The following is a 15,755-nucleotide window of genomic DNA, read 5'->3' on the forward strand; positions in this document are numbered from 1 at the left end:
CCCCGGCGTGAGGGATTACTGCCCGTAATAGGCATTGTCTCCATGCTTACGCAGGTAGTGTTTATCCAGCAGTTCGTTTTGCATCGCAGGGAGCTGCGGCGCAAGCTGGCGCGAGAACAGGCCCATATAGGCACACTCTTCCAGCACCACGGCGTTATGCACCGCATCGGCGGCATTTTTTCCCCAGGCGAACGGGCCGTGAGAATGTACCAGTACCGCCGGGATTTGTGCCGGACTCCTGCCGCGTTCTTCGAAAGTTTCAATGATCACTTCGCCGGTCTGGTATTCATACTCGCCGTTGATCTCCTCTGCGGTCATCAGGCGTGTGCAGGGGATGGCACCATAGAAGTAATCAGCGTGCGTGGTGCCCCAGGCGGGGAGATCCAGCCCGGCCTGTGACCAGATGGTGGCGTGGCGCGAGTGGGTATGCACAATGCCACCAATTTCGGCATAGCGACGGTAAAGTGCCAGATGCGTTGGCGTATCGGACGAGGGCTTTTTGCTACCTTCCACCACCTTGCCGCTGGCTATCTCAACCACCACCATATCGTCGGCGGTCATCACGTCGTACTCGACGCCGGAAGGTTTGATTACCATCCATTGCCGCGTGTCGTCTACCGCGCTGACATTGCCCCAGGTGAACGTCACCAGATGGTGAGCGGGAAGCGCCAGATTCGCCGCCAGCACGTCGGCTTTCAGTTGCTCTAACATATAAATCCAGCCTCCTGCATACGCGCTTCAATCCAGCGCCGCGCCTGAATGATCTCCAGCACCGGCTCTTTGGCTTTTTCGGTCCACATCTCAATCAGGAAAGAACCGCGATAGTTCAGTTCATGCAGCGTTTTGAAGATGCCAACGAAATCGACGCAGCCTTCGCCAAACGGCACATCACGGAACTGTCCGGGGCTTTGCCCGGTGACTGGCTGGGTGTCTTTCAGGTGGATCGCGGCGATACGGTCAATGCCCAGTTTCAGTTCGGCGGGAACATCATTGCCCCAGGCGCTGAGGTTGCCGACGTCCGGGTAGACGGTGAACCACGGCGAGGCGAGCATCTCGTCCCATTTTTTCCATTTGCTGATGGAGTTCATAAACGCTGTATCCATAATCTCCACCGCCAGCATTACTTGTGATGCCGCCGCCTGTTCGACTGCCCACGCCAGCCCTTCAGCAAAACGTTGCCGGGTGCCTTCGTCGTGGTCTTCGTAATAGACGTCATAACCTGCCAGCTGGATGGTGCGAATGCCGAGATCGCGCGCCAGGCGAATCGCTTTACTCATGATTTCCCGCGCCCGTTCGCGCACTGCCTCGTCACGGCTACCAAAGGGAAAGCGACGATGTGCGGACAGGCACATCGACGGGATCCCAACACCTGTTTCGATCATCGCGGCAACCAGCGAAGTCCTTTGTGCGGCGCTCCAGTCAAGACGTGAGAGCCGTTCGTCGGTTTCATCCACCGACATTTCGACAAAATCAAAACCGCAGCTTTTTGCCAGCACCAGCCGCTCCGGCCAGGAGAGATCTTTCGCCAGCGCTTTTTCATAAATCCCTAACGGATGATTACGCACGCGCACCTCCCCAGATAGCGTCGATTTGCGCATGGAAATCGCCAGCCACTTGCGCCGGATTTGCCGCGCCTGCCAGTGCCCGCCCGGCAATAAACGCTTTCACGCGGATATCTTTAAACAGCGGCAGGTCAGCAGGGGTAATCCCGCCAGTAATGGAAAGCTCAAGGCCGATATCTGAAAGCGCCTTCATGCGTGCCAGATCGGCTTCGCCCCACTGTTGCCCGCTGGCCTGTGCATCACGACCGCGATGATAAATGGCCTGCCGCACGCCAATACGATGCCAGTCGCGGGCGTCGTCCAGCGTCCAGTTACCGAACAGCTCTATCTGAATTTCACCCCCGCAGCGTTGCGCCATTGCGTGGCCTTTTTCTACCGTCGCGAGCGGCGCAGATGATGGTCATCCAGTTAGCGCCTGCGCCAAACGCCTGTTGCGCGAGCGTTTCACCAGCGTCGGCGACCTTCCAGTCAGCAACGATGATTTTGTCCGGGCACTGTTCGCGCAAGGCTTTCACCGCGCCAAGCCCTTCGTTTAAACAGAGAATGGTGCCCGCTTCGACGATATCGACGCTGTCTTTTAACAGCGTCACGTCGCGCTGCGCGGCTTCAAGTGATGAGTGGTCGAGGGCCAGTTGCAGAAGTGGTCGGCTCATAATGTGTGCTCCTTAATGCGGGCGTGAAAGCCCTGAAGTGCGGCAATGAGATGCTGATAACGTTGATATTTTTTTTGGTAAAGCTGATGGGCGGTCATATCTGGCAGCAGGGTGCGCACCGGGTGTCGCAAGTCACGTTGGGCTTCGCTGAAGTTGTGATAAACCCCGGTGCCGACGCGGGCGGCAAGGGCCGCACCAAAGCAGCCGGTTTCTTCCACCTGCGGCAGCTCGATACGCAGACCGCTGACGTCCGCCAGCATTTGCATCCAGACATCGGAGTGCGCCGGGCCGCCAGTGACGCGTAGGGTGTGAACATCAGTAAAACGTTCGCGCATTCGGTTGAGGTGGGTCATATGGCTGAACACCACCCCTTCATAGATGGCCTGCAACAGGTGCGCGCGGGTGTGAATGGCCTGCATCCCGTAGAAACCACTGGTCATCTCGAGTCCGGCGTTGCTGCCGTACAGGAACGGCAGGAAAAAGAGATCGCCCCCAGCCTTCGGCAAGCTGGCAACGGCCTGATTGATCTCATCAAACGAGATTTCTCCCCACTGTGCGGTAAACCATTCGAGGTTGCCGGAAGAGGTGGGGCTGGCTTCGTGAACGATAAATTCACCATCGTTAACGTAGCGACCATAGACATACGGATGCGCTTCACCGTCACGTAAACCGCGGGTTATGCCGCTGGTCACCGCCCAGGTGCCCATCACCGCATTAAGGGTAAATTCGTCTTCGATCCCGGCGCAGAGTGCGGTGGAAACCACATCAAACAGGCCGCCGACAACGGGCGTACCCGCTTTCAGACCGGTCAGTACGGCTGTCTGAGCGGTGATCTCCCCGCAGATTTCGGCAGATCCGACAACAGGCGGCAGGGCGTGATTGATTTCAGCAATCCCCAGCCAGTCGGTGAGGCACGGGTCATATTCCCCAAGACTCATGTTGTAGAGGTTGGACTCGGAAATATTGCTCTCTTCACAGCCTTTGACGCCGGTTAAACACCAGCGCAGGTAGTCGTGCGTCATCATCACGCAGCCAATTTGCGCGTAGCGTTCCGGTTCGTGCTCTTTCAGCCAGCGTAACAGCGACACCGGATGCCCGGTCCACAAGGTTTGTCGGGTCAACGGGTAGAGTTTTTCCGGGATGCCATCTTCCTGCCAGCGACGAACGATTTCCATCGCCCGGCGATCCGAGGACAAAATGGCGTTACCGAGCGGCTTGTTGTTTTTATCCAGCAAAAACAAGCCTTTTCCTTGTGCGGAGATACCGATACCGACAATTTGTTCCCCGCTAACGCCGGAATGGGTAAGCAGTTCGCGAATGACAGCCATGCAGCATTGCCACAGTTCTGCCATATCGCGCTCTGCCCAACCTGGCTGCGGGCTTAATGCGCACAGCGGCAGGCGCTGCACGCCTGCCTCCCGGCCTTCGCGGTCATACAGCCCGGCTTTCAGCCAGCTACCGCCACAATCTAACCCCAGCCAGTATTGCGTCATGGTTTATTGCACCTCATCCACGGCTTTCAGTAGATCAGCACCCTGCGGAACATCTTTTACAAACATGTCGCGGACCTGAGTACCCAGTGCGTCGCTAAAGGCTTTGCGGTCGAGATCGGTGATGACTTCCACGCCCGCTTCTTTCATGCCGTCGATGATTTTTTGCTGATCTTCGGCAACCAGTTTGCGCTGGTAGTTACCCGCTTCCTGCGCAGATGAAATTAGCGCTTGCTGGAACTCCGGGGTTAAGCCATCAAACTTCGCTTTGTTGATCACCACCAGAAGCGGGGAATAGGCGTGGTGCGTCAGAGAAAGGTACTTCTGCACTTCGAAAAATTTTGCTGACCAGACGACATTGATCGGGTGTTCCTGAGCGTCGATAGTGCGCGTTTCCAGCCCGGTATAGACTTCGGCAAATGGCATCGGGATCGGGTTAGCGCCAAAGACTTTGAATGCGGCGATATTCATCGGGCTATTGTTGGTGCGAATTTTCAGCCCTTTCAGGTCGGCGGGGGTTTTAACCGGTGCGCGCGAGTTGGTGACATCGCGCCAGCCGTTTTCCCAGTAGGCCAGTACTTTTAGTCCTTTACCTTCAAGTGAGGCTTTCAGATCATCACCGACTTTGCCGTCGAGCGTTTTATGCGCGTGAGCGGTATCGCGGAACAGGAAAGGGACATCAAGCAAGTTCATCACTGGTGATAACCCGGCAAAGTTATTCGAGCCGGACATTTCCATATCGATGGTGCCGCCACGTACGCCGCTGATCATCGCCTGCGCGTTACCGAGGGTGCTATCCGGAAACAATTTTAATTTCAGCTCGCCTTTGGTTCTCTCCTGCAATAAATCATTGAATTTTTTCGCCGCAATATGTTGCGAGTCGGTTTGTGAGGTTTCATAACCGAAACGTAAAGATTGCGCCGCCAGAGAAGATGTGCTGAATGCAGCCAGGCCAGCAATGAATAATGCGTAGGTTACAGAGCGTAATTTCATAATATTTTCCTTTTAATTAATCCATTTCAAAGGGAGGATGATGAGATCGGGAATAAAAACAAATACGACTAATAATGAATATAAAACCAGGACGTAAGGGAAAACGCCTCTGACTGCATCATCGAATTTGAGTTTTGCCACCCCTGAAATAACGTTAAGTACATTACCGATAGGCGGTGTAATTAAGCCGATTGAGCAGTTAATGATAAACATGACACCGAAATAAATCGGATCGATTCCTGCCTCTTTAACTAAAGGCATTAATACCGGGGTAAGAATTAATACCGTCGGCGTTAAATCCATGACCATGCCGACAATCAGGATAGCCACCATAATGACGATAAACAGCAGACGCGGTGAATCGACCAACGGTTGCAGTAAATCAGAAACCATCATCGGCAGTTCAGCAATGGTAATCAGCCAGGCGGAAACTTGTGCCGAGGCCACCAGAAACATAACCACTGAGGTGGTTTTCGCCGCGCCAATGAGTACATGCCAAAGTGTGGCGAAGGTCATTTCACGGTAAATAACTGTGGCGACAAACAGCGCATAGAAAGCAGCAACGGCCCCGGCTTCGGTAGGGGTAAACAGACCGGAGCGAAACCCGCCAATAATGATGACTGGAAGAAACAGCACCCAGATACCGGAGACAAAAGAGTGCCAGATTTCCTGCATCGTTGCTTTTTGCTGGCGGGGTAAATTAAGGCGACTGGCCTGCCACCACCAGGTAAGCATCAGCGTTGCGCCCATCATCATGCCAGGGGCAATGCCCGCCATAAACAGCTTACTGATGGATAATCCGCTGGAAACGCCGAAGATAATAAACGGAATGGAAGGGGGAATAATTGGCGCGATAATGCCGCCAGAGGCAATCAGCCCCGCCGCCCGGTTGACCGGGTAGTTGGCGCTGCGCATCATCGGCACCAGTAGAGCGGCAACGGCGGCGGTATCCGCAACGGCAGAACCAGAAAGGCTCGCCATAATCATAGCTGCCAGCACGCCGACGTAGCCCAGCCCGCCTGGTTTATGCCCCACCAGTTTCATCGGCAGGTCAACAATGCGTTTTGACAAGCCGCCCGCATTCATGATTTCACCCGCCAGCACAAAGAACGGAATCGCCAGCAGGGAGAAGCTATCGGCTCCGTTCACCAGCGTTTGTGCCATGATCTGGACATCAAACATGTCCAGCCAGAACATTAACGCCGCCCCGCACAACAACAGTGCCCAGGCAATAGGCAAACCGATAGCAATACCACCCAACAGACAGCCCAGAAAAATCAGCACAGCCATGATTAAGCTCCTTGCGGTGGCGACGTTAGAGAATTGCTACGCGTGATGAGTTGATATAAATGACGCAGTTCAAAGAATGCGATAACGAGGCTGGTGGGCAGACAAGCGGCATACATCAGGCCGATGGGTAAACCGAGGATCGGTGAATAATCGCTCCAGTCCTGAATTGTTTTTAGCGTTGCGCCCCAGGCCAGTGCGCCACAAATAAATAAGATTAAGGAATGGGTAACCAGAGCGACTCGTCGTTGCCATGCGGGGGAGAGTTTCTCCACCAGAAAGGTGACCTGAACGTGGGCGTTATCCATAAAAGCCACAATCGCGCCAATAAATGTTAACCAGACAAATAAATAACGTGACAATTCATCTACAGATAAAATGCTTGTCTGAAAACCATATCTTAAAATAATGTTTATAAACACAATACAGGAAAGTACGGCGAGATTAATTGCCAGTATTGCTTCAAGTATTTTTTTCATAGCTATTCCTTGAGGCTATGTCTGTCATAATTCAAGTTGCATGTGCAGCAACCTAAATTATTAATATAGTTAGAGCAATAACATTACCCAGTCGTTCTGGCGTAGACGATTATTCGATTAATTCAGCGCCGTTAATGCGACTTTAACCACAATTTTTCGTATCTCAGAGGCTGTTTGCAAAATACAACCTGGTCGGTGAACATCCTGCGGAAAGAAAATTGCGTAGCTGCCCGGTATCATTTCTATAAATGATTCATGTTCACTGTCATGATAAAAAATAATATCGCGCTGCTCTAATAGTGATTCGCTGACTTTATTATTTCCCGTATCAATAGCAATGCCGATTTTCTCTTCACCCCACGCCAGAAACTGAATATCGATATACCGACGATGCACTTCCGGACGGTTTTCCACCGCTTCGCGTGTGGTTAAATCGATAATTTGCGCATAAATATTTTTGCCGTCGATTTCGACAACGCCCGGCTCCAGGGCGTTGAAATCGGTAGCGCGCAGAAAATCGAGCGCCTTTTCAATGGCGGCGGGCAAACGGCACGGATTGGGCTGCGCGATATGTCCAAAAATCATGACTTATCTCCTTATAACGCCTGGATTTTGGCCCACACGCTGTCATCAACGGTAATACCGTTACGGCGGTTTTCGGCCAGCAGGGTAGTAAATTCGTGGCCGGGTAAGCGGATGGCCTGGTTTTCGTCAGCGCGTTCAGCGGTAGTAACGTAATCCATGATACGTTGCAGCTTGGCATCGCGGGTGGGACCGTCGATAAGCTTGTCCACTTCAATGGCAATAAAAATTTGTGAAATGCCGTATTCGTCGCTGTTGTCCTGGGTGACTTCGGCAACCGATGCGCCGTCGGAAAGGAGAGTAGCGATCATATCCAGCACAATCGACATGCCAGAACCTTTCCAGTAGCCCATCGGCAAAATGCGGCGATTCTTCTCGATAACACCAGGTTCTTTGGTCAAATTGCCCTCATCATCAAAGCCACCATCGACCGGGAGCTGACGGCCCGCCAGGCGGTTAACTTCTAACATGCCGTAAGAGAACATCGACATCGACATATCGACCATGGTGATCGGCGTGGAAGGAATGGCGACGATCAGCGGGTTAGTGCCAATGCGACACTCTTTTGCGCCCCACGGCGGCATTACGGCGATGGAGTTGGTCCAGCAAATGCCAATATAGCCTTTTTCCGCCGCCTGCCAGCCGTAGCTGCCGCCGCGCATCCAGTGGTTGGCATTACGAAGTGCCACCAGACCAATACCGTGATCGGCAGCCAGTTCAATGGCGCGATCCATCATCTTTTTCGCCGTCAGGTTGCCGATCGAACGCTGGGCATCCCACTGTTCAATTGCGCCGAGGCTGGTTATACGTTTGGGTTGGGCATCAGGAATGATATCGCCGTTTTCCAGTTGTTGAATGAAACGAGGGAAACGATTAACGCCGTGAGAATAAACGCCGGATTCGGTGGTGCGGGCGAACATCTCTGCACAGGCGTCAGCCGTTTCGCTGTCAACGCCGCGTGAAATTAAGACCCGATTAAAGGCTGCTTTTAACTGCTCAAATGTCACTTTCATCCCAGGCTTCCTTGTTTTTTTGATCGCTTTTTTGGCTTAAAATTTCAATATGCGAAACTTGATTTCAAATATATCGATCACTTTTTAACAAAGCAATCTGATTGATGAATTTCAAAATACATAAAAATCAAGTGGTTATAAATTATCTGTCGAGATCGTGAACTACGGCACACTTTGCGCTACCATCAGGACGCGACAAAATGGGGAAAGAAGTGATGGGAAAAAAAGAGAACGAGATGGCGCAGGAAAAAGAGCGTCCAGCCGGAAGCCAGAGTCTGTTTCGCGGGTTGATGCTGATTGAGATTTTGAGCAACTATCCAAACGGTTGTCCGTTGGCGCATCTTTCGGAGCTGGCTGGTTTAAATAAGAGTACCGTCCATCGCTTATTGCAGGGATTACAGTCCTGCGGCTATGTGACCACCGCGCCCGCCGCAGGGAGTTACCGCCTGACTACCAAATTTATTGCCGTCGGGCAGAAGGCGCTGTCTTCGCTGAATATCATTCATATCGCCGCTCCGCATCTTGAGGCACTGAACATCGCCACTGGTGAAACCATTAACTTCTCCAGCCGCGAAGACGATCACGCTATTTTGATTTATAAGCTGGAACCCACAACCGGGATGCTGCGAACCCGTGCCTATATTGGCCAGCATATGCCGCTCTACTGTTCCGCAATGGGCAAGATCTACATGGCGTTTGGTCACCCGGACTACGTGAAGTCATACTGGGAAAACCATCAGCATGAGATCCAGCCGTTAACCCGCAATACCATTACCGAGCTGCCCGCGATGTTCGACGAACTGGCGCACATTCGTGAAAGCGGAGCGGCGATGGACAGAGAAGAAAACGAACTCGGCGTCTCCTGTATTGCTGTTCCGGTGTTTAATATTCATGGGCGGGTGCCGTACGCCGTGTCGATTTCGCTTTCGACATCACGTCTGAAACAGGTGGGGGAGAAAAATCTCCTGAAACCACTGCGTGAAACCGCGCAGGCTATTTCTAATGAACTGGGATTTACTGTCAGGGACGACCAGGGCGCGATCACATAACGCTTTGGACAAGTGCCAAAACTTTAACATTTCCTTCGTTGGATCAAAGCAGTAGGGACGCGCTCTCTGGCACTCTGCTGTTTTAGTGCAAAGGAGTGATCATGAACCGGTTTATTATTGCGGATGCGACGAAATGTATCGGTTGCCGTACCTGTGAAGTGGCTTGCGCAGTGTCGCATCAGGATAATCAGGATTGCGCTGCGTTGTCACCAGACGAGTTTATTTCCCGTATTCGTGTCATTAAAGACCACAGCTGGACCACGGCAGTAGCCTGTCATCAGTGTGAAGATGCACCGTGCGCGAATGTCTGCCCTGTTGACGCGATAAGCCGCGAACATGGGCATATTTTCGTTGAACAAACACGTTGCATTGGCTGTAAAAGCTGTATGCTGGCTTGCCCGTTTGGTGCGATGGAGGTCGTTTCTTCGCGCAAAAAGGCGAGGGCGATTAAGTGCGATCTGTGCTGGCATCGGGAGACGGGGCCGGCCTGTGTTGAAGCCTGCCCGACAAAGGCGTTGCAGTGCATGGATGTCGAGAAAGTGCAGCGGCATCGGCTACGGCAGCAGCCTGTTTGAAACGTTTTCCGGCGTTTCTCAACGCCGGAATAGTGCGCTTTGTTTATGCCAGATGCGGCGTAAACGCCTTATCCGGCCTACAAATTCTTCCAAATTCAATATATTGCAGAAATCATGTAGGCCTGATAAGCGTAGCGCATCAGGCAATTTTTAGTGACTTTCAGCCCAGGCTCTTTCTATCTCTTCCGCCAGAATCTTCACCCCCGCCTCAATTTTCTCCGGCTCTGGTACGTAGTTCATGCGCATACATTGATGCGTATGCGGCCACGGTTTATCCAGTCCCGGGAAGAAGTTGTGCCCCGGCACCATCAGCACGCCGCGTGCTTTCAGGCGCTGGTAGAGTTGCTCGGTCGTAATGGGCAAATCCTTAAACCATAGCCAGAGGAAAATGGCTCCTTCTGGTTTATGAATTAGGCAGCGATCTTCCGGTAAATAGCGGCGAATGATGGCGATAGTTTCCTGAACACGCTGGTAGTAAAACGGTTTGATGACTGTTTCAGACAGGCGCAGCAGATCGTTACGCTTAATCATTTCACACATCATCGCCGGACCAATACCGCCAGGTGCCAGGCTGATAATGCCGTTCATATTGGTGATGGCAGTGATGATTTTTTCATTGGCGATGATAATGCCGCAGCGGGAGCCAGGCAGCCCCAGCTTGGAAAGACTCATGCACAGCACGATATTCGGATTCCATAGCGGGCGCGCTTCACTGAAGATGATACCCGGGAACGGGACGCCATAAGCGTTATCAATCACCAGCGGAATGCCGTGTTGATTCGCCAGCGCGTCAAGCTTCAGCAACTCTTCGTCAGTAATCACATTGCCTGTTGGATTCGTCGGCCGGGAGACGCAAATCATCCCGGTTTCTTCGCCAATATGCAGATGCTCAAAATCGACGTGGTATTTAAACTGGCCTTCCGGCAGCAGTTCAATATTCGGACGCGCAGAGACAAACAGATCTTCTTCCAGTCCGGCGTCAGCGTAGCCAATGTATTCCGGTGCCAGCGGGAACAGCACTTTTTTGACCCGACCATCGGCACGGCGTCCGGCAAACAGATTAAATAAGTAGAAAAACGCGCTCTGGCTGCCGTTTGTTAGTGCAATATTCTGTGCTTCGATATCCCAACCCAACTTCTCGCGCAGCATTCCGGCAAGCAGTGTGAGTAGCTCCGTTTTCCCCTGTGGACCGTCGTAATTGCACAGTGCATCAGTCGCTTTGCCACTTTCCAGCATGTCGGTCAGTAGCGTCTGGAAGTAGTCCTGCATTTCCGGGATCTGCGCCGGATTACCGCCGCCGAGCATAATCGCGCCAGGCGTGCGTAAACCGTCGTTCAGATCTTCCATCAGCAGCGTAATGCCGGAGTGGCGGGTAAATTTGTCACCAAAAAGGGAGAATGTCATAGCGGGATATCTGTCGAACTCTGTAGCAAGGAAGGTAACAATAACGCTACATTTGCTGGGGTGCAAATCGGTCTGTTGGAGAGTGAGCGGTGCTTTATCCTGCAACGCTGATTAGGGCTGACATTTTATCCTGGTTGGCGGCTTCCCGAGGTACTGACGAACGGGAAGCCGGAAAAGTCACTGTTGCCCAGCCCAGATGACCAGCACTTTATCGTCGCCATGCTCACGAACAAAGCCGTAGCCCTGCTTCAGCGAAAGTGTCGTTTGTTTGCCCGCGCCAATTGCGGGATGGCGGGCGCGGAACTGGCTGATTTTCTGCCAGTGCGCGACGTTGGCGGCAGATTTACCGCTAACATCCTGCCAGTTCATATCCGAACGTGTACCTTGCAGCGGATCAGAACCTGTAGGACCGAACGGACGCGAGGATTCATCGCCATAAAAGATTTGTACCGCGCCTGGCGCTAATAGTAATAACTCTGCTGCTTTGTCGCCCCCTTCACGGAACAGACGGGTATCATGCGACGAGAGGTAGCTCAACACGTTGAAACCCTGCAATTTCTCCGCCATTTGCTGCCAGGTCGTATCCATCTGCGCCAGACAATCGACTGCTTTCGCCGCCTGCTCCTGATAATCGAAATTGATCATCGCATCGAAGCCGTGGCGATAGTAGTCACTTTGCATCACGCCGTGGCCCCAGGCTTCACCGGTCATCCAGAAAGGTTTGTCATCTAATGCTTTGTCGGGGTTAGCTTTTTTCCATTCGCGAAGCGCGGCGCTGGCTTCGGTTTTCAGTTGCTGCCAGGCGGGCAACTCAACATGTTTGGCGGTATCGACCCGAAAACCATCAATCCCATAGTCGCGGACCCACTGACTTAACCAGTGGGTTAAGTAATCGCGAGGTGTAAAGCCTTCGATGACTTTAGCGTGAGTATCCGTTTTGTTTTTATAGAACACCGGCAGACCAGAAGCGGTAGTTGATTCGGTTTTGATATCCGGCAAAAAGGCCAGCGACATAGTGAGATCGTCGAATCCAGGATTGTCGTAATCGCCGATATCCGTTCTGATCCAGTTTTTTCCCCACCATTTATCCCAGCCTGTTTTGTCGCTGAAATTAATGTAATCGTTAAAGCTATGCCAGGTTTGCCCGGCGGCAGGTTTCCAGTCGCTCCAGCGTTCACCCAGCGTTTTTTTCACCTCGTCACCAGAAAGATATAACGCGCCAAACTGATACTCCTGCATATCCGCCAGCGTGGCATAGCCGGTGTGGTTCATCACGACATCAAAGAGAATACGAATACCGCGCTGATGTGCGCTATCAACCAGCGTCCGTAGATCGGCTTCGTTGCCCATATTGGCATCAAGATTCGTCCAGTCCTGTGTGTAATAACCGTGGTAGGCATAATGCGGGAAATCGCCTTTTGTACCGCCGCCGACCCAGCCGTGAATTTGCTCAAATGGGGCGCTTATCCATAAAGCATTAACGCCCAACTGCTGGAGGTAATCCAGTTTGTTGGTCAGGCCGCGTAAATCGCCGCCGTGAAAAGTGCCAATTTCCGCCATACCGTCTTTATGACGTCCGTAACTCTGGTCATTACTGGGATCGCCGTTTTCGAAACGATCTGTCAGCACAAAGTAAACCGTGGCGTTATGCCAGTCGAAAGGGGCAGGGGCGTCAGTTTCTGCCCGTTCCAGCAGGAGTAAACCGTTGCTGGTAGCAGCGGGTTGTAACGTTATTTGACCGTTCTTCACTATCGCAATTTGCTGGCTGTAATAATCCCGTACGGCGGCTCCTTCCGGGAAAGTGGCGCTGACATCCAGCGTGAGCGGTAATCCATCCCATTTCGGGCATTCACGGACCAGGTTTGCTACCGGTTCGGCGGCGTTCTGGATGGAAATCATCAATGTTGGCGTACCGGAGCGGGTGTCTATTTGCAGCGTATATTTGCCGTCTCTGAACAATCGCCATTGAGGCGGCGTGTTGCTACAAGGTTGCAGGGAAAGCATCTGATTGAGTTTTATCGCATCTGCAGGCTGCCAGCACTGTTGGTCAAAATTTAGCGTGAGTGGACGCGTACCTTTGGGCAACTGCGCGTGGCTGACAAATGTTCCCGTTCCCTGTTCGCTAAAGGCAGGGAACCCCGGAGAAGTCCAGCTGGCGGCAACGGCGAAGCCAGGAAGGAGTGTCAGAAAACAGGCGGCGAGTTTCATGGTGGATGAGTCCTTATTGCTGCGATTTCAGACAGTTTGCCAGCGATAAGCCAGACAAAACTCATCCCTGAGCGGTAAGTCCACAGGATGAGAAGCAAGGGTGAGCGATCTCGCGCAAAAAACGGCTGAATTTTGCGATAAACCCCACATTTTCTGCGATTTAGCGCCAATCTGAATCGTTAACACGTGACATAGTTTCAGATTTGGACTATTCCTTGGGGTGCTCTTGACAGCTATTTTTGATATGATTTGAGATTCAACTCTCAAATTTGTGAAAAATATAAGGTGTTGGAATGATTAAATCCGACCAGGAGACCTGATGATTTTGACTCCCATACGACGATATGGGGCGATGATTCTTATGTTACTCACTCTGGTGTTTTCGAGTGAGGTGTTAGCGAAGACGCACACAACAACAGCGAGTCAAAAGTCCCACTTAACTAAAGCTAGTAATAAACAGGTAAGCAGTAAACAAGAGTATTCTCGCAATAGTGCAAAGAGTAGTTCACTTCCTGATTTGCGAAAATACCCTTCCGGAACACCAAGGAAAAAGGCGTTTCTCCGGACCGTAATGCCTTACATTACCAGCCAAAATGCAGCCATTACTGCAGAACGTAACTGGCTGATTTCAAAACAGTATCAGGGCCAATGGTCACCTGCTGAGCGTGCGCGTCTGAAAGACATCGCCAAACGCTACAAGGTGAAGTGGTCTGGTAATACGCGAAAAATCCCGTGGAATACCTTGCTTGAACGCGTAGACATTATCCCTACCAGTATGGTGGCGACGATGGCTGCAGCAGAAAGCGGTTGGGGAACGTCGAAGCTGGCGCGCAACAATAACAATCTGTTCGGCATGAAATGCATGAAAGGACGTTGTACCAATGCGCCGGGTAAAGTGAAAGGGTACTCACAGTTTAGTTCTGTCAAAGAATCGGTGAGCGCCTATGTCACTAACCTGAATACGCACCCGGCTTACTCTTCGTTCCGTAAATCGCGTGCGCAGCTGCGTAAAGCGGATCAGGAAGTGACTGCCACAGCGATGATTCACAAGCTGAAGGGCTACTCGACCAAAGGGAAGAGTTATAACAACTACCTGTTCGCAATGTACCAGGATAACCAACGGTTAATCGCGGCGCATATGTAATTGCATTTCCTTGAGCCTTATCTGATTTGTCGGTCGGATAAGGCTTTTGCTCGCATCAGGTGGCTGTGCTGAGTTCCCTGATGTGACGCCGACAATTCTCATCATCGCTACAACATGACCTCGCTATTTACATCGCGATACTCTTTTGGCGTCGTGTCATATGCTTTTTTAAAAACAGAGTAGAAATATTGCAGCGATGGATAACCGCACATTTGCGATATCTCATTGATCGACAAGGTGGTTGAAATCAGCAGACTGCGCGCTTTCTCCAGCTTCTCGGCATGAATCATGGCATGGATGGTTTCACCCACCTCTTCTTTAAAACGCTTCTCAAGATTGGAGCGCGAGATCCCGACCGCATCGAGTACCTGATCCACTTTAATCCCTTTACAGGCGTGATTACGAATGTAATGCATGGCCTGAATAACGGCGGGATCGGTCAGCGAGCGATAATCTGTTGAGCGCCGTTCAATGACGCGAACTGGTGGGACCAAAATTCGCTGTAGCGGCATTTCTTCTTTATCTAATAATCGATGCAACAGTTTTGCCGCCTGATAGCCCATTTGCCGCGCGCCCTGAGCGACCGAAGAAAGGGCGACACGCGACAGATAGCGGGTCAGTTCTTCGTTATCGATGCCAATCACGCATAATTTTTCCGGTACGGGAATATGTAGATGTTCACATACTTGCAGAATATGCCGCGCCCGGGCGTCAGTAACGGCAATAATCCCGGTTTGCGGTGGCAGCGTTTGTAGCCAGTCTGCCAGCCGATTTTGCGCATGTTGCCAGTTCTCTGGCGCGGTTTCTAACCCCTGATAAACCACTCCGCGATACTTTTCTTCGGCGACAAGCTGACGAAATGCATATTCGCGTTCAGTGGCCCAACGTTTGCCGCTTGATTCCGGAAGACCATAAAAAGCAAAGCGGTTAACGCCTTTCTCTTTTAAATGCAAAAATGCGCTTTCAACCAGCGCATAGTTATCGGTGGCAATGTAATGAACGGGTGGGTAACTTTCTGCAAGGTGATACGAGCCGCCAACCCCAACAATGGGGACGTCGACATCAGCCAGCGCTTGCTCGATCTGTTTGTCGTCGAAGTCGGCAATGACGCCATCTCCTAACCAGTCCTTGATTTTATCAATGCGGGCGCGGAAATCTTCTTCAATGAAAATATCCCATTCTGATTGTGATGCCTGTAAATATTCCCCTACGCCTTCTACTACCTGCCGGTCATAGGCTTTATTGGCATTGAACAGTAATGTGATGCGGTGACGTTTAGTAAACATGGTTCTTTTCCTGCTGAATCATGCAAAAAC

The 15,755-nt window shown here is 51.8% G+C and carries 14 protein-coding genes and 1 pseudogene; 3 read left to right on the forward strand and 12 right to left on the reverse strand.

Going from position 1 to position 15,755, the window contains the following annotated elements; genetic code table 11:
• Nucleotides 1-15 precede the first annotated feature (15 nt).
• From araD to yiaK, 9 genes and pseudogenes are all read right to left on the reverse strand, one after another.
• Nucleotides 16-711, reverse strand: a complete 696-nt coding sequence (araD, locus tag HGD79_RS16605) for an L-ribulose-5-phosphate 4-epimerase (RefSeq protein WP_000893122.1) — start codon at nucleotides 709-711, stop codon at nucleotides 16-18.
• Nucleotides 705-1,565 carry an L-ribulose-5-phosphate 3-epimerase gene (locus HGD79_RS16610; protein ID WP_001323662.1) on the reverse strand — a complete coding sequence of 287 codons (861 nt, stop codon included), beginning with the start codon at nucleotides 1,563-1,565 and terminating at the stop codon, nucleotides 705-707. Before HGD79_RS16610 ends, araD begins: the two co-directional genes overlap by 7 nt.
• A pseudogene (gene ulaD / locus HGD79_RS16615) lies at nucleotides 1,558-2,215 on the reverse strand (3-keto-L-gulonate-6-phosphate decarboxylase UlaD). Before ulaD ends, HGD79_RS16610 begins: the two are co-directional and overlap by 8 nt.
• The gene (gene lyxK / locus HGD79_RS16620; RefSeq protein ID WP_032330699.1) at nucleotides 2,212-3,708 is read right to left on the reverse strand and encodes an L-xylulokinase; all 1,497 of its coding nucleotides are present in this window, start codon (nucleotides 3,706-3,708) and stop codon (nucleotides 2,212-2,214) included. Before lyxK ends, ulaD begins: the two are co-directional and overlap by 4 nt.
• Nucleotides 3,709-3,711: 3 nt before the next feature.
• Nucleotides 3,712-4,698 carry a 2,3-diketo-L-gulonate TRAP transporter substrate-binding protein YiaO gene (gene yiaO / locus HGD79_RS16625; protein WP_000776894.1) on the reverse strand — a complete coding sequence of 329 codons (987 nt, stop codon included), beginning with the start codon at nucleotides 4,696-4,698 and terminating at the stop codon, nucleotides 3,712-3,714.
• 12 nt (nucleotides 4,699-4,710) lie between these two features.
• A complete protein-coding gene (yiaN, locus tag HGD79_RS16630) occupies nucleotides 4,711-5,988 on the reverse strand; it encodes a 2,3-diketo-L-gulonate TRAP transporter large permease YiaN (protein WP_000279605.1) in 1,278 nt (425 codons plus the stop codon).
• A 2-nt stretch (nucleotides 5,989-5,990) separates the two neighbouring features.
• Complete coding sequence (gene yiaM, locus HGD79_RS16635; protein ID WP_000721664.1) at nucleotides 5,991-6,464, reverse strand: 2,3-diketo-L-gulonate TRAP transporter small permease YiaM; 474 nt, start codon at nucleotides 6,462-6,464, stop codon at nucleotides 5,991-5,993.
• A 117-nt stretch (nucleotides 6,465-6,581) separates the two neighbouring features.
• Nucleotides 6,582-7,049, reverse strand: a complete 468-nt coding sequence (locus tag HGD79_RS16640) for a YhcH/YjgK/YiaL family protein (RefSeq protein WP_000576071.1) — start codon at nucleotides 7,047-7,049, stop codon at nucleotides 6,582-6,584.
• Between the two features lie 11 nt (nucleotides 7,050-7,060).
• Nucleotides 7,061-8,059: a 3-dehydro-L-gulonate 2-dehydrogenase gene (gene yiaK, locus HGD79_RS16645; RefSeq protein ID WP_000869039.1), complete on the reverse strand. Its 999-nt coding sequence runs from the start codon at nucleotides 8,057-8,059 to the stop codon at nucleotides 7,061-7,063.
• 200 nt (nucleotides 8,060-8,259) lie between these two features.
• Here yiaK and yiaJ point away from each other — a divergent pair, with 200 nt between their 5' ends.
• Together yiaJ and HGD79_RS16655 are read left to right on the forward strand one after the other, a co-directional pair.
• Entirely contained in the window at nucleotides 8,260-9,108 is an 849-nt protein-coding gene (gene yiaJ, locus HGD79_RS16650; protein ID WP_000514233.1) for an IclR family transcriptional regulator YiaJ, read from the forward strand.
• A 101-nt stretch (nucleotides 9,109-9,209) separates the two neighbouring features.
• The gene (locus tag HGD79_RS16655) at nucleotides 9,210-9,683 is read left to right on the forward strand and encodes a 4Fe-4S binding protein (RefSeq protein ID WP_001326163.1); all 474 of its coding nucleotides are present in this window, start codon (nucleotides 9,210-9,212) and stop codon (nucleotides 9,681-9,683) included.
• A 150-nt stretch (nucleotides 9,684-9,833) separates the two neighbouring features.
• On the opposite strand, the gene avtA is transcribed toward HGD79_RS16655, so the two are convergent.
• Both avtA and malS read right to left on the reverse strand, forming a co-directional pair.
• Nucleotides 9,834-11,087 carry a valine--pyruvate transaminase gene (gene avtA, locus HGD79_RS16660; protein ID WP_000144344.1) on the reverse strand — a complete coding sequence of 418 codons (1,254 nt, stop codon included), beginning with the start codon at nucleotides 11,085-11,087 and terminating at the stop codon, nucleotides 9,834-9,836.
• A gap of 177 nt (nucleotides 11,088-11,264) precedes the next feature.
• Nucleotides 11,265-13,295 carry an alpha-amylase gene (malS, locus tag HGD79_RS16665; RefSeq protein ID WP_000761259.1) on the reverse strand — a complete coding sequence of 677 codons (2,031 nt, stop codon included), beginning with the start codon at nucleotides 13,293-13,295 and terminating at the stop codon, nucleotides 11,265-11,267.
• 319 nt (nucleotides 13,296-13,614) lie between these two features.
• On the opposite strand from malS, the gene HGD79_RS16670 reads away from it, so the two are divergent.
• Nucleotides 13,615-14,439, forward strand: a complete 825-nt coding sequence (locus tag HGD79_RS16670; protein WP_001297957.1) for a protein bax — start codon at nucleotides 13,615-13,617, stop codon at nucleotides 14,437-14,439.
• A 107-nt stretch (nucleotides 14,440-14,546) separates the two neighbouring features.
• Here HGD79_RS16670 and xylR read toward each other — a convergent pair whose 3' ends face one another.
• Nucleotides 14,547-15,725: a D-xylose utilization transcriptional activator XylR gene (gene xylR / locus HGD79_RS16675; RefSeq protein WP_000494484.1), complete on the reverse strand. Its 1,179-nt coding sequence runs from the start codon at nucleotides 15,723-15,725 to the stop codon at nucleotides 14,547-14,549.
• Nucleotides 15,726-15,755: the final 30 nt, after the last annotated feature.

Source organism: Escherichia sp. SCLE84 (assembly GCF_012584495.1).
Lineage (GTDB): Bacteria > Pseudomonadota > Gammaproteobacteria > Enterobacterales > Enterobacteriaceae > ECMA0423.

Bases quoted from the DNA above. Each gene is read 5' to 3' on its own strand.
- araD (WP_000893122.1), bottom strand. From the start codon at position 711: ATGTTAGAGCAACTGAAAGCCGACGTGCTGGCGGCGAATCTGGCGCTT.
- avtA (WP_000144344.1), bottom strand. From the start codon at position 11,087: ATGACATTCTCCCTTTTTGGTGACAAATTTACCCGCCACTCCGGCATT.
- yiaN (WP_000279605.1), bottom strand. From the start codon at position 5,988: ATGGCTGTGCTGATTTTTCTGGGCTGTCTGTTGGGTGGTATTGCTATC.
- lyxK (WP_032330699.1), bottom strand. From the start codon at position 3,708: ATGACGCAATACTGGCTGGGGTTAGATTGTGGCGGTAGCTGGCTGAAA.
- yiaK (WP_000869039.1), bottom strand. From the start codon at position 8,059: ATGAAAGTGACATTTGAGCAGTTAAAAGCAGCCTTTAATCGGGTCTTA.
- yiaJ (WP_000514233.1), top strand. From the start codon at position 8,260: ATGGGGAAAGAAGTGATGGGAAAAAAAGAGAACGAGATGGCGCAGGAA.
- xylR (WP_000494484.1), bottom strand. From the start codon at position 15,725: ATGTTTACTAAACGTCACCGCATCACATTACTGTTCAATGCCAATAAA.
- HGD79_RS16640 (WP_000576071.1), bottom strand. From the start codon at position 7,049: ATGATTTTTGGACATATCGCGCAGCCCAATCCGTGCCGTTTGCCCGCC.
- malS (WP_000761259.1), bottom strand. From the start codon at position 13,295: ATGAAACTCGCCGCCTGTTTTCTGACACTCCTTCCTGGCTTCGCCGTT.
- yiaO (WP_000776894.1), bottom strand. From the start codon at position 4,698: ATGAAATTACGCTCTGTAACCTACGCATTATTCATTGCTGGCCTGGCT.
- yiaM (WP_000721664.1), bottom strand. From the start codon at position 6,464: ATGAAAAAAATACTTGAAGCAATACTGGCAATTAATCTCGCCGTACTT.
- HGD79_RS16670 (WP_001297957.1), top strand. From the start codon at position 13,615: ATGATTTTGACTCCCATACGACGATATGGGGCGATGATTCTTATGTTA.
- HGD79_RS16655 (WP_001326163.1), top strand. From the start codon at position 9,210: ATGAACCGGTTTATTATTGCGGATGCGACGAAATGTATCGGTTGCCGT.